This is a genomic window from Mesorhizobium sp. M0048 (assembly GCF_040323405.1).
Classification (GTDB): Bacteria; Pseudomonadota; Alphaproteobacteria; order Rhizobiales; family Rhizobiaceae; genus Mesorhizobium.
On sequence record NZ_JAMYUV010000021.1, the window covers coordinates 56,527 to 77,322 of the forward strand.

Here is a 20,796-nt window from a genome sequence, read left to right on the forward strand (position 1 = left end):
CAACGCGGGTGGGGTCATGATCGGCGCCGATCGGACCCCATCCGATCTCCATTTCATCTCGCCAAATCAAGGCTACGGGACCGATGATAGGGGTCAACCTTCGATGCTGATTCACACCTAGCCATCAATGGCTGCTTTGGAGCCAGGGTGCACTATAGCATGCTCGAACGCGAATGACCGGACTGCACTTAAAGCGCTCTGGATGGGGAACATCCCGGACGACTGAAACGGGTCGACTCAAGCCGTAGGGCGAAGATCAGGTCTGGCAGCGCCATAAAAGTCGCGACGTGGCGCGATCGAGCCGGCCGGCGCGTCGGCTCGAATTGTGCTGCAATGGAGCGCCCTACGTCGTAACAGCGGGGGCATTCGCATCAGATTCGCGATAAACAGATAACCAGTGCCGCTGACACTATCCCTTGACCGCCGAGCCGACGATTGAATCGACGAAGAAGCGCTGCAGGAAGACGAACAGCACCAATGGCGGCAGCACGGCAAGCGTGGCGCCGGCCATCACCAGTCCAGTATTGAGGGCGCCTCTGTTGTAGCTGAGCAGGCGGCTGAGGCTGATGACGATCGGATAGTCCTGTGCATTGCCCTGTAGAACCGTCAGCGGCCAGAGATAGCTGTTCCAATGATAGACGAAGGCAAACAGCGCCAATGCTGCGATCGCGGGCGCCACGCTCGGCGCGACGATCTTGAACAGGATCACAAGTTCCGACGCCCCATCCATCCGTGCCGCGTCGATCAGATCGTCCGGCACGCCGGCGATGAACTGGCGCATCAGAAAGATGCCGAAGGCATTGGCGAGGTTGGGCACGATGATGCCGGCAAGGCTGGCATTCAGGCCGATCGATCCGACGAGCCGGTACAACGGGATCAGCGTGACGATCGGCGGCAGAAACATGGTGGCGATCAGCACGGAAAACAGCAGCGAGCGACCGGGAAAGTGGTGCTTGGCGAAGGCGTAGCCAGCCATCATGCTGGTGACCAGAATGCCTGCGGTAGTGATCGAGGCGATCACCAGCGAATTCCACATCGCGCGGCCGACATTGATGACGCCGGAGACTTTCTCATAGGCTTCGAGGCTCGGCGTGCGCGGTATCCACACCGGCGGCACCTGCATGGTTTCGGCCGGCGTCTTCAGGCTGGAGAGTACCATCCACAAGAGCGGGAAGGCGGAGGCCACGGCAACCAGCAGCATCAGCGTGGCGAGCAGCGCTCTGCGGCCCGCCAGGCGTTTGCGCGCCAACCGGCTCGATCCTGAGCGGCCCGGCGCGCTCATTGGTCATCCTTCCGGTTGGCAAATGCAAACAGCGCGCACACAACGACGATCAGCGCCAGCATCAGCATCACTGCCATGGCCGAGCCCAATCCGCCTTGCGCGCGCTCGATGCCGACACGGCGGATGTGATAGGTCAGCACGTTGGTCGAGCCGACCGGCCCGCCTTGGGTGATCAGCGCGACCGGCTCGAATACCTGCACGGCATTGATGATGGCGATGACGGCGCTGAACAGAAGCGTGCGCCGCAGCAGCGGCAAGGTGATGAAGCGGAACTGTTCGCGCTGGTTGGCGCCGTCGAGAGTCGCCGCCTCATAAAGACTGCCCGGGATCTGAGTCAGCCCGGCAACGGCCAGCACCGTAAAATAGCCGATCTGCTGCCAGACATTGAGCACGACGATCGAGATCAACGCCGATCTTGGCGAGGACAGCCAGGGTTGCGGGCCGATGCCGGCGAGGCCGAGCATCTGGTTGAGCGGCCCTTCGCTCGGCGAATATAGCTTCGACCAGACCAGCGTCACGGCGATCATCGGCACCATGTAGGTGGAAAACAACACGGTCCGCAGCGCCGTGCCGCCTGCGACATCGCGCTGGTAGACCATCAAGCCGAACGCTACCGAAAGGGGCAGGATGAGCATCACTGACAACGCCGTGTAGATCGCGGTGTTGAGCAGTGCTCGCTTGAAATCCCGCCCGACCGAGGTCGGTCCGAATATTTCGCGAAAATTGTCGAAGCCGATGAAGCTCGCACTGGAAAAAGGTGTTTGCGTCGACCAGTCCTGGAATGACAGCCAGATGGTGAGCAGCATCGGCAGCAGGATGAAAACGCCGATCAATGTCACGGCGGGCGCCAGCATGATGCCCGCCGAGGCACGATAGGTCTTGATCATCGCTCTGCTTCCAAAGCGTCGGGCTCACGAAACAGCGCCTTCGCTATTTGGCGGCACGCTCCAGGATCGAGACGGCATCGGCCTGCGCGTTCGCCTGCGCATCCTTGGCCGAGAGCTGCCCATACTGCAACGCCTCGAGCGTCTGCTGGAGCGATTCGCTGAACTCCTGCCCTCCCGGGACGACAGGGAAGGGCTTGGCGTCGGCAAGCACGCTGACATAGCCGGACAGGAACTCGGAACCGAGCTTGTCCTTGTGGGCTTCGATGTCGGAGGTCCGCGTCGGCAGGATGCCCATCGACATCAGAATATCCGACATGGCCGAGGCGCCGTTCTTGCCGGACTTCGGACTGTTCAGCCATGCCAGGAAATCCCATGCCACTTTTTGCTCGGCCTGACCGGCATTGGCGTTGACGACCGTCATCCACGAATAAGAGATCGAGTGCGGCTTGTCGCCGCTCGGACCGACCGGGATGGGTGCGGTGGCGATACTGGAGAACTTGTCGCCCATGCCGCTCTTCAATGCGCTTTCCCACCAGTTGGCCATGATGATCATGCCGGTCTTGCCTGAGACGAAATTGTCTAGGAAGGGGCCGGTGGTGTTGGCGTCGGCGGTGGCCATCGCCGGATCGCTGGCGCCGGACTTGATCAGATCCTCGTAGAGCTGGAAAGTCTCGCCGGCTTGAGGACTGTCGAGCATCGGTTTGCCGTCCTTGACCAGCTCGCCGCCATTGGAGACCAGCAGCGAGGCGAAGGGATGGACGACGCCCGCGGCCCAGGAATTGATCATGCCGAAACCTTGCTGGCCGGCGTCTTTCCGGGTCAGCTTCCGGGCCGCATCCTTCAATTCGGACCAGGTCTTCGGTGCGGCCGTAATGCCGGCCTGCTTGAACAGCTCCTTGTTGTAGTTCAACGCATAGACGTCGATCTCGTTTGGAATGCCGTAGAGCGTGCCGCCGACCGATGCCGCACTGACGACACCAGCCGGCCATGCGCTCTTGACCTCGCCGGCAACCGCATCGGGGGCCGGCGCGACAAGCTTGTCTCGCGCCAGTTCGGGCAGCCACAAATCATAGATGCCACCGATCGTCGGCCCATCGGAACTGCCGCCCTGGGAACGCAGTGTCGTCAGGAGATCGCCGAAGGGAACGGCGCGAATGGTGACGGTCACATCCGGATTGCTCTTGGCGTAGTCCTTGGCCGCGGCGTCCAGCAAAGCGACCGTTTCGGGCGACCAGTGGGTCAGATAGGAGATGTTGACCGATTGGGCCCAACCAAGGGTGGGCGAGGCCAACAACCCTGCCGCCAGTGCCAGTTTCGAAATCCAAGCCAAAGACATCCGACCCTCCGCATAGCCACACAGCGATGTCCATGACGTTATGACAACATGAAGCAACGATGCAAGCGCTATCTTCGTGGAGAGCTCCTGCCGGTGTTGCGCGCTTTCTTACTGCGGTCCACAAAGCGTACGAGATTACATTGTGAAAACAAATAATTAGATGATAAAGTTCGAGATGATTCTCCCCTGCCGGCCATGTCCGAACATACTGCAAGGCACTTGCGGTCGAAGTCATGTTGTTATAATGAGATGAGAAAAGCTTATGACCGCCTCTCGGCTTTTGAACCGCTGTGGGAATGACAATCGACAAGAATGGGAGACTGAGTATGTTTTCAATTCATCGACGCGCCGCACTCGGCCTGATCGGCGGCTTTGCCGCAGTCTGCACCGGGGTCCTCACCGCACTGCCGGCAAAGGCTGACGACACCGTGACCCTGTGGAGTTGGCGCACCGAGGACGAGGCTGCGATGCGCCGCATCTTCGATGCCTTCGAAGCCAAGACCCCAGGCATCAAGGTCAACGTCCAGTTCACCCCCGACGCCGACTACCAGAACCGGCTGAGCACGGCGCTGCGTGGCGGCCGCGGGCCTGATATCGCCCAGCTCAAGGCTTACGGCGAACTGCAGCCCTTCATCGAGGGTGGCTATCTCGACGCGCTCGACGACAGCGTGCCGGAGCTGAAGAACATCGCTGATGCCGCCCTCGGCGGCGCTCGTGGCCGCGCCGACGGCAAGATCTACGGCGTGCCCTATTCGGTGCCGATGATGGGTGTCTTCTACAATCAAGACATCTTCGCCGCCCAGGGCATCGAAATCCCCAAGACCTACAAGGATTTCGTCGCCGCCTGCGAGAAGCTGAAAGGGGCGGGGATAACGCCAATAGCCGCCGGCGGCGCCAACGGCTCCGCCTGGGCGCTGGAGATCGGCGTCGGCGTCGTCGGCCCGACCATCTATGGCCCGGGCTTCTACGACGAAATGATGAGCGGCAAGGCGACCTTCGAGGATCCGCGCTACGTGGCTGCCCTGAAACGCTATGCCGAGTTGAAACCGTATTTCTCCGACGGCTTTGCCGGGGTCGATTACACCACATCGACACAGCAATTCATCGGCGGCAAGGCGGCCATGTTCTTCGGCGGCTCGTTCGAGAACGGCAGCTTCAAGGCGCAGAACCCGAAGCTGAAATTCTCGATCTTCCCGTTCCCCGCCGATGACCCGGCAACCAAGCTCTACACCTCGGCCTTTTCAGACGGCTCCTATGGCCTGGTCTCTGAAAGCGCCAACAAGGAGGCGGCGACCAAGGTGCTCAACTTCATGGCCTCGGCCGAGTTCGCGCAGCTCTTCGCCGACGAGTTGGGCTGGCCGCCGGCCCGCACCGACGTCACCGTCAAAGACCCGGTGCTCGCCAAGATGATGGAAATGTCGAAGAATTCCACACCCTATCTGACGCTTGTCGGCTTCCGCTGGCAGACGCCGACGGCCTCCTCGATCCTGCAGTCCGAGATCATCGACATGGTCGAAGGCAACATCACGCCGCAGAAGCTGGCGGCCGACATGCAGGCGGCCGTCAGCAGCTGGTTCAAGCCGAAGCAGTAGGCCGTCACACCCTGCGCGAAACAAGCACATGATCGCCCGTCGCCGCAAAAGCAGCCTTCAGCGCACCCAGCAGCGCATGGCGGTGCTGTTCATCCTGCCGGCATTGGCCGTCTATTCGCTGTTTGTCCTTTATCCGTTGCTGATGTCGCTGTGGGGCAGCTTCTTCGTCTGGAAGGGCCTGCGCATGCTGGAGTACGCCGGCATGTCGAATTTTACCCGCCTGTTCGTTTTCCCGAGCGGCGGACGGCTCTACGGAGCGCTCTGGCACAACGTCGCCTGGTTTTTCGGCATCATGCTGTTTCAGAACGGCCTTGGCCTGCTGTTCGCCTGGCTGCTGTTCCTGCGCGCCAAAGGGGCGGCCTTTTTCCAGTCGGTCTTCTTCTTCCCGGCAGTGCTGAGCCCAGTCATCGTCGGCGCCCTGTGGCGCCTGCTGCTGGCGCCAGGCGGCACCATCGAATGGATGCTCAACGGCCTTGGCCTGCATCAAGGCAGCCTGACCGTGCTCGGCAACAGCCACACCGCGTTGGCGATGCTCATTGCCGTCGACGCCTGGAACTGGATGGGCCTGCCGGTGCTGATCTACACCGCCGGCCTCAGGCAGATTTCCGGCCAGATATTCGAGGCTGCCAGGCTGGACGGCGCCGGCAGCGGCCGCATGCTGGTCTCGGTTGCCCTGCCTTTGCTGATGCCGGCCATCGGCACGCTGACGACGCTGTCGTTCATCAACACCTTCAACCAGTTCGACATCGTCTATGTCATGCAAGGCGTGCAGGGCAATCCAAGCTATTCGACCGACACGCTGGTAACCTATTTCTACCGGCTCGGCGTCGGCGCCGCAGGCGCGGTCGGCATCACGGATATAGGCCTGGCGCTTGCGCTGGGAACGCTGCTGTTTCTCATCCTCAGCATCGGCACGCTTCTGATGCTGCGCTTCTTCGACCGTCGCACGGTGCAATTGTGAACGCCCTCGTCATCCCTCAACAGCTCGCACGGCTGCCGGGCTGGACGGCGCTGGTCCTGTGGACCGCAGCGGTGCTGTTGCCGCTCTATATTCTCGTCGTCTCCTGTTTCAAGACCACGGCGGAGATCTACGACAACAGGCTCGGCCTGCCGCAAAGCTTTGCCTTCGACAATTTCGTTGCGGCCTGGACGCGCGCCGATCTCGGCCAGAATTTCATCAACAGCCTGATCGTCACCGGCGGTGCGGTGATCCTGACCATCTTCGTGTCGGCAATGGCCGCCTTTCCGCTGAGCCGCTATCGGCTGGGCTGGAACGGCATCATGCTCGGCCTGTTCCTGTCTGGCATCATGTTGCCGATCCGGCTTGCCTCGGTGGAGCTGTTCACGCTGATGCGCAACCTTGGCCTGCTCGATTCGCTGACCGGCCTGATCCTCGTCTATTCGGCTATCCGCATTCCCTTCGCCGTCTTCATCTTCGCAAATTTCATGCGGGTGCTGCCGTCCGAACTCGACGAGGCGGCGCGCATGGATGGTGCCGGCGAGGCGCGCATCCTGTTCCAGATCGTGCTGCCGATGGTGAAGCCCGCAATATCGATCGTCGCCATCTTCACAGCTATCGCCGTCTGGAACGACTTCTTCTTCCCACTGATCTTCATCTTCGATGATCGCTACAAGACCGTGCCGCTGGCCATCAGCGTCTTTGTCGGCCAGTTCCGCACGGATTGGGGCCTGGTGTTCGCCTCGCTTGCGATCTCCATGGCGCCCATCCTGATCATGTACTGTCTGCTCGCCCGCCAGATTCGCGAAGGCGTCGGCACCGGGGGAGGGGTGAAATGATCGAGGACAAGGTCTATGCCGCACGCTCAATCCTGGTCGTCGGGGCGCATGCCTTCGATGCCGAGGTGATTGCCGGTCCGCTGGCGGCGGCGGCAGTGCAAGGTGGCGCCGAAGTCACCTTCCTGCATCTCAGCATGGGCGAACAGGGCCATCCAAGCCTCATCCCCGAGCACTATTGCGTCCAGAAGCAGGAGGAGGCCGCAAAGGCCGCAGCCAGGCTAGGCGCTGCCATGCGCAGTCTGGGGCTGCACGACGCCTTCTTGCCTTGCGACGACGAGACGGCGCTCAAGGTTTGCGATGTTGTGCGCGAGTTGAAGCCGCAAATCGTTATCACCCACTGGCATGGCAGCTGGCACAAGGACCATCGCGCCGCAGCCCGGCTGACGCAGACCGGCATCTTCTTTGCGGCATTGCCGACGCTGAAGCGCGACCATGCCGCGCACACACCGCAACTGCTGCTTTTCGGCGAAAACTGGGAGGACGACGAAGGCTTTCGCCCCGAGCACCTTGTCGACGTCAGCGACGGCTTCGAGGCCTGGAGCGAGGCGGTGCGGGAATATGAACTGGCACATGGCCTGAGCAGTTTCCCCTACGTCGATTATTACAGCGCACTTTATCGGCTGCGCGGCTGCCTGCGCGGCACGCGCTACGCGCAGGGTTTTGCCGCGGCCTCGCAGTCTTGGCATGCCGGCAGTGGCCTGTTCGCGCCGGCAGCCAGTCGGAGTCGCTCTCGATGACACGCGTTCTGGCCATCGATCTTGGCGGCACCAATTTGCGCGCCGCTATCCATTCCGGGGATGTTCGCTGGCTGGAGATGCTCAGCCGCGAGCCCGCACCAGCAAGCCTTGATGCCTTCGTCGCCCGTATCGGCGCGTTGCGCGCCGAGGCCGGTCCGGTCGAGGCACTTGGCCTGGCGGTGCCGGGGCTTGTAGAAGGCTCGGTCTGCCACTGGGTTCCGAACCTGCCCTATCTCGACGGTGTCGACATCGCGGCGTTGTTTCCTCGTCTGCCTGTTGCCATTGGCAATGACGCGCAGATCGCCATGCTGGCCGAGGCGGTCGAAGGTGCTGCAACAGGCTTGTCCGATGCCATCCTGCTGGCGATCGGCACCGGCATCGGCTCCGCCGTTCTGGCCAACAACCGCATCGTCGCCGGCGCACGTGGCGGCGCCTGCTCATTCGGCTGGGCCTGCGCCGACATCGAGGATGAAGGCGAGGACCGCAGCGGCTGGCTGGAGCGCTTCGCTTCCGGGCGGGCGTTCGACGCCGCGGCGCGCCAGATCGGGCTGGCCAATGGCGGCAGGCTGGTCGAGGCCGCCCGGGCCGGCAAGACGGCCGCATTTGATGCTTTGGAGCTGCCGGCGCGCGGGCTGGGCACTACCTTGGCGGGTGCGGTCGCGCTGCTCGATCCCCAGGCAGTCCTGTTTTCCGGCGGCCTTGCCGACGCGCTGGACGTGATAGGGCCGCCGCTGCTTGCGGCATTGCGGCGTCAGCTGCCGCCACATCTGCGCGATGTCGTTCTTCGGTCCGGCGAATTCGGCTCCCGCGCCGGTCTCGTCGGCGCCTCTCTGGCCGGTCTCGCCGGAGCACAGTGGAGGCAGATAAGATGAGCGAGCCGAGCTTCCAGCAACCCGATCGCCGAAGGCCCGAGCCGCTCTGGTATCAGGTGGAAGAGGCCATTCGCGCCATCGTCAAGAGCGGCGAATGGGCAACCGGCGACCAGATTCCGGCCGAAGACAGACTGTGCGCCCTGTTCGGAGTGAGCCGCATCACGCTGCGTCACGCGCTGCGCAATCTGGAGGAGCACGGGCTGCTCAGGCGCGAACATGGCCGTGGCACCTTCGTGCGCTCCACCACGCTGGTCGCCGGCACCCGCGAACTCACCAGCTTCACGCAGGAAATGGGCAATATGGGCGTGGTCGCGGGCTCGCGCTTGCTCGACTGCAGCCTGACCACCGCCAATGCCGCTGCGGCTGGAGCGCTGGAGATCGAGGAAGGCGACCCGGTGGTGCGCGTCCGCCGGCTCAGGCTCGGCAACAACGAGCCGATCGGTATCCAGACGGCGCAGCTCTCGGCCGCGCGCGTGCCCGGCTTTCTCGATGCCGGCCTGCTGCAGGGCTCGCTCTACGAAGCGCTGGAGCGCCATTACGGCATCGTGCCGGTCGCGGCGCGCGAAAACTACCGTGTCGGTGCGGTCGGGGCGGCGGATGCCGAGTTGCTCGATCTGCCCGCGGGGAGTCCCGCTTTCGTGGTCGAGCGCATCACCACCGACGAGCGCGGCCCATTCGAATTCACCGTCTCGGTCATGCGTGGCGACCGCTACGAAATCCGCTCTACGCTGCGTGCCGGTCGCGCCGCGCCAACCGCAAGAAGCTGAGCCATACTCAAGCCGACCCATAACAGGAGTACCGACGTGTCCGATCTTTACATACCTCGCCTTGCCGCCCTCATCCAACAGGCCTCGAAAGCCAATGCCGAAGCCTTTGGCGAGGCGGCCAGCCGCTTTGCCGACACGCTCGAGAGCGGTGGCTTGGTTCATCTCTACGGCTCTGGCCACTCGGTGTTGCCGGTTCAGGAAGTGTTTCCGCGCTACGGCAGCTATGTCGGCTTCAATCCGCTGACCGACCCGCGTGTCATGTGGCATAATGTGCTCGGTGCCGGCGGCGTGCGCGAACTTCTGTGGCTGGAGCGGACCGAGAAATACGCCGAGAAATTCCTGGATCACCAGCCGCTCAACAAAGGCGATTCGATCATCATCTTCGGCCACAGCGGCCGCAATTCGTCCGGCATCGACACCGCGCTTTACGCGAAAAAACGCGGCATCTTTGTCGTTGCGGTGACCAGCAAGAACAATCTCGACAAGCCGGCGACACACTCTTCCGGCAAACGGCTTGCCGATGCCGCCGACCTTGTCATCGACACCTGCTCGCCGATCGAGGATGCCATCGTGCCGGTCGAGGGCTGGAGCCGGCCGGTCTCCGGTTCGTCGACCGTGCTTGCCATGATCCTGGCGCATGAGTTGATCGCCCGCACCGCCGAGGCGCTTTCGAAGCGCGGCATCGAGCTGCCGGTTTTTGCCTCGCCGACAATTGCCGGCGTCACACTGCACGACACCGACGTCATTTATGGCGTCTATCGCGAGAGAATGCTCGAGGCACAGAAGAAGCACCTGCCGGCGTTCCAGGCGACCATGCGTGGCGAATGACAAACCGGGGAGGCCACGCAAAACGCTAGGCTAGGCTAGGACGTAGACTCATCACCGTGTAGCCAGATGCGAGTTGACACGAGTTTCAGGGCGGCAAGATAGTTCTCAGACAGCTTGTCGTATTGGGTTGCGATGCGACGGAACTGCTCGGCCTTGTTGAAGAAGCGTTCAACTAAGTTGCGGGCCTTATACAGGAAGGGGCTGAAGCAGATCGGGCCCTTGCGGTTGGCCTTCGGCGGGATGTTGGCCCATGCCTTTCGCTCGCTGACGGCATTACGCAAGGCGTTGGCATCATAGCCCTTGTCGGCGAGCAGCATGGCACCCTCGGGCAAATCCGTGATCAGGTCCGCTGCCGAGGCAATGTCACTCATTTGACCTGCCGTGAGCGTCAGCTTGATCGGCCTGCCTTCGGCGTCGACAAGACCATGGATTTTGGTCGTCAGCCCGCCTCGGGAACGACCGAGACAATAATCTCGATCCCCGTTTTTGCTGTCGCGCCTTGCTGATGGACGCGAACAATGGAGGTATCGATCATCTGCACCGTTGCATCATGGGCTTTGGTGATGCCATGCATGAGGCGGTCCCACACACCTGCTTTCCGCCATCGACGAAGCGATTGTAGCAGGTGGTGCGTGGGCCGTATCGCCCCCTGGCAGATCGCGGCATGGCGCACCGATCGCAGCACCCAGAAGATGCCGTCTGCCCGCTGTGCCTGGACGGTGATCGTGCCGAAGAAAACCAGTGCTGCAGCGAACGTTCCTCGCAATATTGCGTTTAACCATGAAAGACGACGATTCGCCCAAAGCATGCAAAAGGGCCCATCGGCTCTCGCGCCGCGATGCAAGGCCAGGAAAGCCTTACGCCAGATCAGTTTGTGAAAAGTCATTGCCCTTGTAAAGCAGGGCAAGCCGGTGAGCCTTCGCGCAAGCGTAGGCAAAACAATCGCCGAAATTGAGATCGGCTTTGTGCCCGACTGCTTTGCCGTATTTCATGCTGGCTTCGATCGCCCGGTCGCCGATGTCGCCGGATATCATGATTTCCTTGCCGGCGATCTCGATCAAAAAGGAGTCGACGGTATCACGGGCTTGCGCCAGCATGTTGGCCGTGGGCTTGGCGTTCTTTTTGATGGCTTCGGCCGACGCTCGCGCGAGACCCTGGACTGCCTCGAACCGGACGAGCGGGGAGACATACAGCGGCTTGGTCGCGGCCGCGAGCCGCTTTTCCAGTTCTTCCGCGCCACGTTCCTCATTCAGGATGGCAACGATCACCGAGGCATCGACGAACATCAGTCGTCGCTCCACATTTGGTCGGTGAATTTCTTCATATCGAAATCAGGGTTGGCCGGCCCGATCCGCCGTGCCATTTCCTTGACTTTGGCAAGTCTCTCGCGCAGCGGGACGCTGCCGCGGTTGCGCTCGATCTCGTGGCGCAAGGCGGTTCTGACGGCCTCGGTCTTGCTGCGCGCGTTGGTAATGTGCTGCAGCTCGACGACCATGGCGTCGACGTCGGGATCGCGAATGAAGAGCGGCATTTTGTATATCCTCATGAGTGATATATGTATATCATACCGGAGATATACTCGCCAGCGAATTCGCGAGCGGCGGTTTTGATAAGGATGGGAGGGAGGAATGCAGCTCGCGAAAATCCGTCGGGAGGTTCGGTTCTGGTGCTCAGTCCTTGGAATCGCTCGGCGTCTGAAACACGTCGCTCCGGCCATGTCACTGTCAACGCCCGCATGCCCAAGGCGTATCGACGCTACGTGCGCCGACGCATGCGCATCCCAACATCCGCGGCGACCGATCCGGCGGCGAGGATAAACAATCTGAACCACGCGCTGCCTCCACATGATGGCGCCGGCGAACTCAACGAAGCCGTGCTGCCATTCGTGGTGAACTGGATAACACGGCCTATCTTCTCGCTCGAAAATTCCGCGGCCTCGACAATCATTGCCGGGTTACCTCGACCGATCCCTTCGCCGTCTATCCGCGTCTCATCGGCTGTCGCGCTGATCCGAATTGACAGCCACCCGCAATTAAAGGGCCGTTTGATGACACCTAGGCCTCCCCAGCAGTATTAGTTCACAAAGCAGGTCGGCACCCCTGCGATCCGCTGGATCCGGTCAGCGTGTGCTTCGGGTTCGGGGTGCAAGATCAGGCGGTGCCATTTGCACGGATGGCGGCGAACCAACCACCACGGCAGGGGCGCCAGATTGCTCACCACGTTGGCTCTCTACTTCGCGGCTCATACCTTGGTGAGCAGCTTGCATCTCCGGAACGGTGAAAACCGGTACCTCGCCCTTGAAACCCTGGAGCTCAAAGGCGCCCGCCTGGACAACTGGCATCGATGCTCCCTTCGCAAAGCCGGGACCAAGCACCAGGGGGATGCGCAGCTTCTTGGTCGTCGATTCGAGCCGTGCCGTGCGGTTCACGGGCGAGCCGATCGCGGTGTAATCGAAGCGCCGTTCGGAGCCGAAATTGCCAACCGAGCAGATGCCGGTCTCGATGGCGACGCCGATTGCGATAGAGGGGTGGCCCTCGGCGGTGAAAGCGGCGTCTTCACGCTTCACCCGTTCTATCAGGGCTAGCCCCGCTGCGAGCGCGCGCTCGCGATGGTCCGGCTGATCAAGCGGCGCGTTCCAGAAGGCGAGCACCGCGTCGCCCATGAATTTGTCGATGGTGCCGTCGCGCTTGAGGATCTCATCGGTCGCAATGCCGAGGAAGTGGTTGACCAACTTTGCAATTTCCTGGGTATCGAGTTGTTCGCTCATCGTCGTGAAGCCGCGTATGTCGCTGAGCAAGATTGTGATCTCGCGCTTCTCGCCGGACAGGATGGCTTCGGTGTCCGAGCTTGCGAGGCGCTGCACCACGGAAGGCGACAGATACTGGGAGAACTGCCGTGCCAGGGTGGACCGGCGCTGCTCGCTGCGCCTGTAGAGGACATAGCCTTCGAAGCCGGCTACCAGGATCGTCGCAAGCGCCGGCTGCAGGGGGTCATAGAGTGCACCCTGCATGTTGTATTCGAGAGCGCCGAACACGAAGGGCGTGACGGCCAGCAGCGCGAGAGCCAGGGCACCAAGCACGACACGCTCGGCGAGCACTCCGGAAAGCCCGATGAACATGAGGGCAGTGAGGACAAACCAGAGCCGCTCCACCGTGCGCGCGTGCGTCGGCTCTGCCAGGTAGCGCCCGGCAAGCAACTGGCCGATTGCATCGGCGTGGATGTCCGCGCCTGGTCGCGCTGGACGTGTCGGGGTGGGCAGGTACTGCGTCAGTCCCACGGCCGACAGATCGACGATGACAATGGCATCCCGCAGCCGCTGATCACTGTCGCCCGAAAGGATAGTGATGGCAGATATGCGTGGCGTATCGGTGCTGGTTTCCCAGAGGCGGATGCTCCCCTCCGGCTCGAGCGGCACGATGGCGCCGGCCATCCTGAGTGCATCGAACCCGGCGGCATTCAGGCGGGCTATGTAGCCGTCCTGCCCGGCATAAAGGCGCAGGAGCTCGAGTGCGAAGGACGGCCACAGCTGCACGCCTTGAGCGGTATTGCGAAGCCACAGCAGCGGCACATGGCGCAGTACGCCGTCGGGATCGGGCAAGGTGCGAATGACGCCGAGGCCCGCGGCGGCGTTCGAGAATTGGGCAAGCGAGCCGGTCAGGCCGGTGAAGCCGGGAAGTGTGTCGGGTACTTGCCCGACGATCGACCAGCCGGCCTTGGGCTCTGCTTCTGAAACCGTCGCCTCGTTACCCAGGCTGACGGCAAGCGCCGTTCGGGTTTTCGCCAGTGCCGTTGCAAGGCGCTTGTCTCCGGCGATGCCCTCAGGCGAGGTGTCGGCCTCGGGCAGCACCAGCGCAAGCCCGATCACCGCGGCGCCGGATGCGGTGATGCCATCGACCAGATCGGCCAACAGGCCACGGTTCCAAGGCCATCGCCCATGTGCCTTGAGGCTGGCATCGTCTATCGAGACGATCACGACGGGATTGCTCGTCGCCTGGCGTGGGGCGAGAAACTGGTAGAAGTCGTAGGTGCGTTCGCGGAGGCGCGACAGCGGCCCATCGAAAGCCAAATGGCAAGCGACCAGCAAGAGCACGACCGCAAGACCGGACATTTTGCGCCTGGCAGCTTGCCGCCAATCGAACAAGGGGCTCATGCTGGTCGGGCGGGTCTACCTGCAGTCTGGATAGCAGCAACCCTCACCCTCACACCCACCGTTATCCACGCCGCCGCCCACAGGTGGCGTTAGGCTGTCGGGGAACTCCATGACCACTCCCGGCAATGCGCCGTCGGTGGACTCGCAGACTTTGAGCGAACCGCCGAGTGCCGACGCACAAATCGCGCTTACGTCCAATCCCGGACCTGGTGCCCCTGGCAGGCCGGTGCCGGCTATCCGGTCGATGCTGTCCAATATCGGGAAGGTGTCGATGCCGCCGTAGCCGGTCAGCAGCTTGCCATCGTCCGATGTGCAGGCGTAGCCCGGGTTTGTGATGACCAGCCGTTTGCCATTGATCGTGCAGGTCATGCGGCCGGCGCGCAGTATGCCGACGGTCTGGCCGGCTGCCACCAGCACTTCGATGATGCCGCCTCTGGCCCCGAGCACCATATGCGGCGTCGCAACCTGCATGACGCCGCCTTTCGAAACCTGGCCGCCATAAAAACGGGCCAGGCCGCTGTTCATCCCGATGTCGATTTTTCCAGATCCGGAGCCCGGATTGTAGACGAATTCATCGATCGTCAGGCTGGTGTTCGGACCAATCTTGGCGCTCGATTCGTCCCGGAACACCAGCATTCCCAGACCAGTGGGATCGCTGCGCAACTGATCGCCGAGTTCGACGCCGGCACCGACGTTCATTGTCCCGCCGTTGTTGCGGACGATGTTGGTCTGGTAGGCCGTCATCGACCCGATCGTTTCAGCGGCGGATGGTGCCGCGAAGGCAAGGCAGGCGACAAAAATGGCGATCTGACGGTACGGGGTCCTCATCGCGGCCTCTTTCAATTGAGCGTCAACGTGTAGCTCATGAGCATTTCGAACGATTTTCGGTCGCGGTTGGCGATGTCGAAGTTGGTTTCGCGATAGGCGAGATCGACGCTGATCTTCTGCGCCTCCGTCAGCTGAAAATCGCTTTCCGAGGCAATGCGCCAGAAGTCGCTCTTGATATTTGTGCCGATGCCAACGGACAGATCGGGAGTGTTGCTGTGGCCGGCCGAGAACGCGACCTGGTGCGACCATGCGAAGAGATCCGGTACGGTCATCAACAGGCCGCCATAGCGGATCTCGCCCGTGTAGCTGTGTCCGATCTCGCCAGATCCGGAGGCGAAGTCATTCGAGCCGACAAAGCGCAGTCCGAGCGCCTGGCCATTGCGGAAGCGGTAGCTGCCGCCTGCCTCATAGAAAACCCTGCTATCGGCGAAAATGCCTTGCGAGGCGCTTAGATCGATGTAGCCGCCGCCTGCAAAAAGCGTCGTCTCGACGGTCGGGCGCACAAGAAAGCGTCCACTGAGGCCGATGCCGGTTTCTTGGATGTCGCTGTCGAAACGATCTGTAACGGTAAACGCCGAAAGTAGCAGGCGCAGCGAATCGATCCCACTGTTGGGTAGTCCCTTGTCCCAGGTGATAGCGGCGTTGCCGTGGATGAAGGTCTTCTCGCTACCCGGAACCGACAGGTCTTCCGTGAAAAAGCGCTGTGTCGCCGTCAACGACCCTGAAAGGACGAGGGCGTCGGCACTTGGCGTGCCGAGGTCCCATCGCACAAAGCCTTCCGCCCGCCCATAGGGCGAGACGAAGCTGTCGTCGTCCTGCGCCCCACCCGGCTCAAAATCGGTGAATGCGCTGAACACGCCGCCGGTCAGGGCGAGTTCCCAGGTGACGCCACGCAACGCGCGCTCGATGCGGGCGAGCAGGCGAACGGCTTCCTGCTGCTCACTTGCGCTCAGACCGCCGACTTCGATGCCGTACTGCACCTGCCGCCGGGCCAATTCATAGGAGCCGACGTGATAGTACAACCGGCTGGCCGCCAGCCGGGCGCGCGCATCGCGGGGATATTTGATCAGATACTGCTCGATCGAGGAGATCGCCTGGTCGTATTGCCCTGCGTTGACGGCAACCGTGACGAACTGTGCGAGCGTTCCGTTGTCCGACGGACTGGCGATGCGGGCTGAAAAAGCATCGTCATAGGCCGAAAAAAGACCCTGCGCGCCGGCCGGCAACGCGCCGCTACAAAGCAGCGCCCCGGCGCAGCCGACGATTGTTCGAAACGAAGATTGCATGCCGAGAACCACCCCAAACCCGACCAGTGCGAAGGACTTAGCACGACCACAAGAAAAAAGGCGACTGAACTTTGACGAAATCGTCCGAGTTTTCAACAGCTGTTGCAGCCGCGCAACAAACTATCGGGTTCATTCGTATTTCGGCTGCGCTGGTTGCCAAAACATCTTCTCGGCGTTGCTGTATTGGTGGAAATATTCGGTCGCGATAGAAACTAACAAAACTCATCGCACGATAAAGAATCTGGCTTGATTCAAGATCAATATAGTTCGCGTGATTCTGCACGTATTTGGTCGCTGCCTGACCCATCGATGTCACATATGGCTCATCCGAAGGTCTTCCGTCGCATTGCGGAGGCGATCGGAGAGCTGGCGGGCAATGCTTCTCAACACGGCTTGCGCGATATGCGGCTTGGCCTTTAATATCTTGTTGGCGGCCGACGAGGTCAGCTCATAGGCAACTACGTTCTCGTCCGCGATCACGTCGGTCGAGCGCGGTCGCTCGGTCAAGAAGCCCATTTCGCCCACAGTGCATCCAGCCCCGATGCTCGCCAGCCGGCGGCGTCCGCCAAGCGCATCCACCCAGACGCTGATACAGCCGCGCGTCAGCATCCACAGTCGGTCGGCCTGATCGCCAGCGCGGCACAGCACGGTGCCTCTGGGGACCTCGACGTGGTCGAGATAGCTCATCAGCACTTTCAGATCTTCCGGCGCCATGGTCACGCCGAAATCGGTGCGCTCGAGCGGCACCTCTATCACCGAGCGGGCAGCACTGTCCGTGCGCTCGACGATTTCCTCTTCGAAGCGCTCCAGCGCCGCCTCGAGATCGGGGTAGATGTTGGGCTTATCGCTTTGTGACGTAAACTCCTCCAGGGCCTCGGCATCCCTGAGATCACTGAAGAACAATCGCTGACCGCGCCGGGCGCAGCGAGCGGAGATCTGCTGCAAGGTCAACGCGCCGGAGGCGTCGACGTCGCTGACGGCGCGGAAATCGAGAATGATCACCCGCACCACGCTGGGCAGCCGGTCAATTTCCTCCGCGAGCTCATCGGCATTGCCAAAGAAGAGCACCCCCTGCAGCTCGAGGACTGCCAGCTCCCGCTCGTGAATCGCCAGCAATTCGGTCTGAGCAGTGGAGCGGATGCGCCTGGAGCGCGTCTTGCCGACGATCTCCTTGCGCCGCACCACAGGCCGGCTCATTTCGATCATGAAGACGATGCAGGCCAGCGCCACGCCGACCACGGCGCCGACAACGGGTTGGCCAAGGACCGTGGCGAGCGCCACAGCGGCGACCACGGCAATATTTCGCCGTGCCTGGGTTCGGCCCGCCGCGCTGGTGCCGAGAAGTGCTTGCCGCGCCGTCCGCAGCGCCCAACGGTCGATGGTATTGATGCCGACGAAGACCAGAATGGCGGACAGCACAACCAGCGGCATTGAGAAGATCAGATCCGGGAAGGCAAGGATGGCAGCGAGCAGCACCGCCCGGCTCGCAAACGTCGACGTGCGCATGCGCCCGCCGGCACGGTAGTTGGCGGCGGTCAGCGCGGCCGACGTGGATACGAACAGCCCGCCCATGAGGGGAGAGGCAAGATTGGCGATTCCCAGCCCGACGAGGGCGCGGTCCTGGCCGACCTGAACGTCGGCCAGATTGCGCGCAGTGCGCAGGGTAAAGACGGTGTCGAGCGTTCCCACGATCGCCAGGGTCAACGAGCCGGCAATCAGGGTCCACCAGATATGTTTCAGCCCCAGCCGGAGCGTTGAGGCAGCCTCGATCATGCTTACCGGTGCCCAGCCCTCGATATCGATCGAGCCGATAACGAGGCCGAGCTCAATGTCGGGCGCCCACAGGCGGGCTGCGTGGTAGATCACATAGCCGATGATCAGGCCGGCAAGCAGCGCCGGAACTTTGGGCGCATGCCGCGTGATCATCGCCATGGCCGCGATCAGCGCAAGACCGAAGGGTAGTCTTGTGATCGTCGCCAGGCTGAAATCCGCCGCCACGATGCCGCTCCAGGAGGAGACCGCGAGAGCATCGGCGTCTGGCTCTTGATGACCAGGATGCCGACGCCCGAGACGAACCCGGCGACAACCGGATGGGGGGCAAGCTTGACGATCCGGGCGAGACCGGTTGCGCCGATGAGGATCATCCACAGGCCGGTCAGCATCACGCAGCCGACGAAGGCAAGCAGCGCTTGGGTCGTGTTGCCGTCGAGAGCGACAAGCAGGGATCCCAGCAGGCTGGCCTGGATCAGCGAGTTGCTGGGCATGGTCGTCACGAAGAACGACCGTTGAAATGCGGACGCGACAACGCCGCCGACAATGGCAGCGATGACGCCGGCAAGCGCGCCTTCCGCCACTCGATCCGCGCCGAGCGGCGATAGGGCAAGGACGCCGGAGGAGACGCACATCGGCAATGCTACTCCTGCGGTCGTCACGCCCGCGGTGAGTTCCTGAGCCAGAAAGCCCATCCCTGCGCTTAAACGCGCAAAATCCCTCTGTATCGCAACCTGCTCAGTCACGGCGGTTCAAAGCCCCAAAAATCCCACGGTGGTGATTCCGCCGATGCCCCTACAGGACAGGACGCGCATCGGCGGACATGCCAAAACTACAGCACGAGCATGGTGGCGAGCCCCAGCATCAGGCCCATGCCTACGATATCGGTGACGGTGGTAAGAAAGATCGCTGAAGCTACGGCCGGATCGGCGCCGACCCGCCGCAGGCCCAATGGGATCAGCACGCCGGAGATTCCGGACATGAGGCACGATCCGGACATGGCGAGCAGGATGACAAGTGCCAGCATGGGCGCCTGGGCTGCCGACTCCGGTTGGCGCGAGGCGTAGAACCACATGGCCGCAGCCGCCACAAGACCGACGAGCACGCCGTTAGCGATCCCGAGCGCGCCCTCCCTCATCACTAGGTGCAGTTTCGGTCGCTTATCCACATCGCCCAGGGCAAGGCCACGCAGCGTCATAGCCAATGCCTGGCAGCCGGTGTTTCCGCTTTGCCCGGCCAAGACCGGGAGGAATGCCGCCAGGGCGACGATCTTCTCGATTGTGCCTGTGAACGAGCTGACCACGAAAGCAGCCATGAACGCCGTCAGCAGGTTGAGCTGTAGCCAAGGATGACGCTTCAGGAAGGCTGAAAACAGCGGCGTAAAAGAACGCTCCTCCTTCTGGACGCCCACCATCTGGCCAGACTGGGCGGAAATCTCGATGATTTGCTGCTCGAACAAGCGCCAGCCGCGGACCTGCCCCAGCAGCCGGTCCTCCGCGTCCACCACCGGATAGACAGGGTAGTGGCGGCGTACCGCAGCCTTGCAGGCGCCGCTCAAGGACAGATCGACGGGGAGGGCGAACGGTTTTGGCAGCATGATCTGATCTACCGTGGTGTCCGCTTCGCTCAGCATCAGATCGCGCAGGACCACGAGACCAACCAGTTTATCGCCCTCGTCCGTGACGTAGAGATAAGTCAGCTCGGTCGGCACCTGAGCGCGTCTGACGGCCTCCACTGCGGCGGCTACCGTCGTCCCGACAGGAACGCTGGCGGGAATCGGGTCCATCAGCTCGACGAGTGACTCGGGGATCGCGAGGCCCTTGCCATCGCCATGAGGCTTGATAGGCCGCATATGCGGTGGCAAATGCTCCGCCACCTTACGGGCGTGCCCGTCCGGCAACAACTTTAGTGTGTCCCGGATAAACTCGGGAGACTCTCGGGCCAGCAATTCCGCCGCGTCATCAGGTGCTCGAGCACGCAGCGTGCGCACCAGCTTCTCAACGTCGTTCTCTTTCTTCATCTGCTCCCCCAATCGCTAGTGTCTTGCCTCTGACGGTATGACACGGATCGGACCGCTCTGTCTGGCGCGCAGTGGCCCAAGCGCCTCGATCCGGGCATCTTCGCCTTCCCAGGCGCCGAGTAGACCGTGCCCAGACAAATCCGAGCCATTGCGGGGGTGCATACAGGCGGGCTGTAACCTCTGCGTGTCGCCGAGAATTCAACGTGTTGCGAACTTCACCGGTCTTTCCTGGTCTTTGCGGGTAAGCCGCACCAATGAAAAATTCTGCAGGCCTACGGCGTTCGAATTGATTTGCCTTATGCGGCGCATCTTGCCAGCTCACCAGCTCAGGAGGCCGATGAGTTCGCCAGGATGACAGGGTGATTTGCTTGATTCCGTAATCGTTCAGTCTCAGAATGGGTGTCTCTGTATGAAATCTGTCCGGAACTAGAGGTGCTCTTCAGAGCTCGCAGGTCCGGGGCAGGCAGCCTGCTTTGTGAGACGCGAGGTCGTTGCGGTCCGATCCGAGTTAGTGGTGGCCCACTGATCACAGCGGCAGACCGCTCGGCCGCACCTGGGGGGCGAACGAAGACCCGTTTCGAGAGTGGGATCGGTTCAGCATTGCCATCTCACCTAGCAGTGATCCGGACCGGCCTGGGATTCCT

The 20,796-nt window shown here is 62.1% G+C and carries 18 protein-coding genes and 1 pseudogene; 7 read left to right on the plus strand and 12 right to left on the minus strand.

Features of this window, described 5'->3' with window-relative positions:
- Nucleotides 1-409: 409 nt before the first annotated feature.
- From NKJ84_RS18600 to NKJ84_RS18610, 3 genes are read right to left on the minus strand one after another with little or no spacing between them, the layout of a single operon-like run.
- Nucleotides 410-1,282, minus strand: a complete 873-nt coding sequence (locus tag NKJ84_RS18600; RefSeq protein ID WP_352507648.1) for a carbohydrate ABC transporter permease — start codon at nucleotides 1,280-1,282, stop codon at nucleotides 410-412.
- Nucleotides 1,279-2,169 (minus strand): carbohydrate ABC transporter permease, encoded by an 891-nt coding sequence (locus tag NKJ84_RS18605; protein ID WP_352507649.1) that lies wholly within the window; start codon nucleotides 2,167-2,169, stop codon nucleotides 1,279-1,281. Before NKJ84_RS18605 ends, NKJ84_RS18600 begins: the two co-directional genes overlap by 4 nt.
- 43 nt (nucleotides 2,170-2,212) lie before the next feature.
- Nucleotides 2,213-3,505 carry an ABC transporter substrate-binding protein gene (locus NKJ84_RS18610; RefSeq protein ID WP_352507650.1) on the minus strand — a complete coding sequence of 431 codons (1,293 nt, stop codon included), beginning with the start codon at nucleotides 3,503-3,505 and terminating at the stop codon, nucleotides 2,213-2,215.
- Nucleotides 3,506-3,831: 326 nt separating this feature from the next.
- Between NKJ84_RS18610 and NKJ84_RS18615 the strand changes: the two genes are divergently transcribed.
- From NKJ84_RS18615 to NKJ84_RS18645, 7 genes are read left to right on the plus strand one after another with little or no spacing between them, the layout of a single operon-like run.
- The gene (locus NKJ84_RS18615; RefSeq protein WP_352507651.1) at nucleotides 3,832-5,097 is read left to right on the plus strand and encodes an extracellular solute-binding protein; all 1,266 of its coding nucleotides are present in this window, start codon (nucleotides 3,832-3,834) and stop codon (nucleotides 5,095-5,097) included.
- Between the two features lie 28 nt (nucleotides 5,098-5,125).
- Nucleotides 5,126-6,058, plus strand: a complete 933-nt coding sequence (locus NKJ84_RS18620) for a carbohydrate ABC transporter permease (RefSeq protein WP_352507653.1) — start codon at nucleotides 5,126-5,128, stop codon at nucleotides 6,056-6,058.
- On the plus strand, nucleotides 6,055-6,894 hold the full coding sequence (locus NKJ84_RS18625; protein ID WP_352480121.1) for a carbohydrate ABC transporter permease: 840 nt from the start codon (nucleotides 6,055-6,057) through the stop codon (nucleotides 6,892-6,894). The genes NKJ84_RS18620 and NKJ84_RS18625 overlap by 4 nt, the downstream gene beginning before the upstream one ends.
- On the plus strand, nucleotides 6,891-7,631 hold the full coding sequence (locus tag NKJ84_RS18630) for a PIG-L deacetylase family protein (RefSeq protein WP_352507654.1): 741 nt from the start codon (nucleotides 6,891-6,893) through the stop codon (nucleotides 7,629-7,631). The genes NKJ84_RS18625 and NKJ84_RS18630 overlap by 4 nt, the downstream gene beginning before the upstream one ends.
- The gene (locus NKJ84_RS18635; protein ID WP_352507656.1) at nucleotides 7,628-8,503 is read left to right on the plus strand and encodes an ROK family protein; all 876 of its coding nucleotides are present in this window, start codon (nucleotides 7,628-7,630) and stop codon (nucleotides 8,501-8,503) included. The genes NKJ84_RS18630 and NKJ84_RS18635 overlap by 4 nt, the downstream gene beginning before the upstream one ends.
- The gene (locus NKJ84_RS18640) at nucleotides 8,500-9,270 is read left to right on the plus strand and encodes a GntR family transcriptional regulator (RefSeq protein ID WP_352507657.1); all 771 of its coding nucleotides are present in this window, start codon (nucleotides 8,500-8,502) and stop codon (nucleotides 9,268-9,270) included. The genes NKJ84_RS18635 and NKJ84_RS18640 overlap by 4 nt, the downstream gene beginning before the upstream one ends.
- Before the next feature lie 36 nt (nucleotides 9,271-9,306).
- Nucleotides 9,307-10,098: a sugar isomerase domain-containing protein gene (locus tag NKJ84_RS18645; RefSeq protein WP_352507658.1), complete on the plus strand. Its 792-nt coding sequence runs from the start codon at nucleotides 9,307-9,309 to the stop codon at nucleotides 10,096-10,098.
- 35 nt (nucleotides 10,099-10,133) lie between these two features.
- On the opposite strand, the pseudogene NKJ84_RS18650 reads toward NKJ84_RS18645, so the two are convergent.
- The 9 genes and pseudogenes from NKJ84_RS18650 to NKJ84_RS18690 all read right to left on the minus strand — a co-directional run.
- A pseudogene (locus NKJ84_RS18650) lies at nucleotides 10,134-10,743 on the minus strand (IS5 family transposase); the annotation flags it as partial.
- A gap of 212 nt (nucleotides 10,744-10,955) precedes the next feature.
- The gene (locus NKJ84_RS18655; RefSeq protein WP_352507659.1) at nucleotides 10,956-11,384 is read right to left on the minus strand and encodes a type II toxin-antitoxin system VapC family toxin; all 429 of its coding nucleotides are present in this window, start codon (nucleotides 11,382-11,384) and stop codon (nucleotides 10,956-10,958) included.
- Nucleotides 11,384-11,629, minus strand: a complete 246-nt coding sequence (locus tag NKJ84_RS18660; protein ID WP_352507660.1) for a type II toxin-antitoxin system VapB family antitoxin — start codon at nucleotides 11,627-11,629, stop codon at nucleotides 11,384-11,386. The genes NKJ84_RS18655 and NKJ84_RS18660 overlap by 1 nt, the downstream gene beginning before the upstream one ends.
- Nucleotides 11,630-12,217: 588 nt before the next feature.
- Nucleotides 12,218-14,206 carry a CHASE2 domain-containing protein gene (locus NKJ84_RS18665; RefSeq protein WP_352507661.1) on the minus strand — a complete coding sequence of 663 codons (1,989 nt, stop codon included), beginning with the start codon at nucleotides 14,204-14,206 and terminating at the stop codon, nucleotides 12,218-12,220.
- A 57-nt stretch (nucleotides 14,207-14,263) separates the two neighbouring features.
- Nucleotides 14,264-15,076 (minus strand): FecR family protein, encoded by an 813-nt coding sequence (locus NKJ84_RS18670; protein ID WP_352507662.1) that lies wholly within the window; start codon nucleotides 15,074-15,076, stop codon nucleotides 14,264-14,266.
- Nucleotides 15,077-15,087: 11 nt separating this feature from the next.
- The gene (locus NKJ84_RS18675; RefSeq protein WP_352507663.1) at nucleotides 15,088-16,362 is read right to left on the minus strand and encodes a tetratricopeptide repeat protein; all 1,275 of its coding nucleotides are present in this window, start codon (nucleotides 16,360-16,362) and stop codon (nucleotides 15,088-15,090) included.
- Between the two features lie 312 nt (nucleotides 16,363-16,674).
- Complete coding sequence (locus tag NKJ84_RS18680; protein WP_352507664.1) at nucleotides 16,675-18,360, minus strand: SulP family inorganic anion transporter; 1,686 nt, start codon at nucleotides 18,358-18,360, stop codon at nucleotides 16,675-16,677.
- Nucleotides 18,303-18,827, minus strand: a complete 525-nt coding sequence (locus NKJ84_RS18685) for a SulP family inorganic anion transporter (protein WP_352507665.1) — start codon at nucleotides 18,825-18,827, stop codon at nucleotides 18,303-18,305. Before NKJ84_RS18685 ends, NKJ84_RS18680 begins: the two co-directional genes overlap by 58 nt.
- A 137-nt stretch (nucleotides 18,828-18,964) precedes the next feature.
- On the minus strand, nucleotides 18,965-20,152 hold the full coding sequence (locus NKJ84_RS18690) for a magnesium transporter (RefSeq protein WP_352507666.1): 1,188 nt from the start codon (nucleotides 20,150-20,152) through the stop codon (nucleotides 18,965-18,967).
- Between the last annotated feature and the right edge of the window lie 644 nt (nucleotides 20,153-20,796).

Bases quoted from the DNA above. Each gene is read 5' to 3' on its own strand.
- NKJ84_RS18670 (WP_352507662.1), bottom strand. From the start codon at position 15,076: ATGAGGACCCCGTACCGTCAGATCGCCATTTTTGTCGCCTGCCTTGCC.
- NKJ84_RS18685 (WP_352507665.1), bottom strand. From the start codon at position 18,827: ATGGGCTTTCTGGCTCAGGAACTCACCGCGGGCGTGACGACCGCAGGA.
- NKJ84_RS18610 (WP_352507650.1), bottom strand. From the start codon at position 3,505: ATGTCTTTGGCTTGGATTTCGAAACTGGCACTGGCGGCAGGGTTGTTG.
- NKJ84_RS18665 (WP_352507661.1), bottom strand. From the start codon at position 14,206: ATGTCCGGTCTTGCGGTCGTGCTCTTGCTGGTCGCTTGCCATTTGGCT.
- NKJ84_RS18675 (WP_352507663.1), bottom strand. From the start codon at position 16,362: ATGCAATCTTCGTTTCGAACAATCGTCGGCTGCGCCGGGGCGCTGCTT.
- NKJ84_RS18605 (WP_352507649.1), bottom strand. From the start codon at position 2,169: ATGATCAAGACCTATCGTGCCTCGGCGGGCATCATGCTGGCGCCCGCC.
- NKJ84_RS18640 (WP_352507657.1), top strand. From the start codon at position 8,500: ATGAGCGAGCCGAGCTTCCAGCAACCCGATCGCCGAAGGCCCGAGCCG.
- NKJ84_RS18620 (WP_352507653.1), top strand. From the start codon at position 5,126: ATGATCGCCCGTCGCCGCAAAAGCAGCCTTCAGCGCACCCAGCAGCGC.
- NKJ84_RS18660 (WP_352507660.1), bottom strand. From the start codon at position 11,629: ATGCCGCTCTTCATTCGCGATCCCGACGTCGACGCCATGGTCGTCGAG.
- NKJ84_RS18600 (WP_352507648.1), bottom strand. From the start codon at position 1,282: ATGAGCGCGCCGGGCCGCTCAGGATCGAGCCGGTTGGCGCGCAAACGC.
- NKJ84_RS18635 (WP_352507656.1), top strand. From the start codon at position 7,628: ATGACACGCGTTCTGGCCATCGATCTTGGCGGCACCAATTTGCGCGCC.
- NKJ84_RS18690 (WP_352507666.1), bottom strand. From the start codon at position 20,152: ATGAAGAAAGAGAACGACGTTGAGAAGCTGGTGCGCACGCTGCGTGCT.
- NKJ84_RS18630 (WP_352507654.1), top strand. From the start codon at position 6,891: ATGATCGAGGACAAGGTCTATGCCGCACGCTCAATCCTGGTCGTCGGG.
- NKJ84_RS18655 (WP_352507659.1), bottom strand. From the start codon at position 11,384: ATGTTCGTCGATGCCTCGGTGATCGTTGCCATCCTGAATGAGGAACGT.
- NKJ84_RS18615 (WP_352507651.1), top strand. From the start codon at position 3,832: ATGTTTTCAATTCATCGACGCGCCGCACTCGGCCTGATCGGCGGCTTT.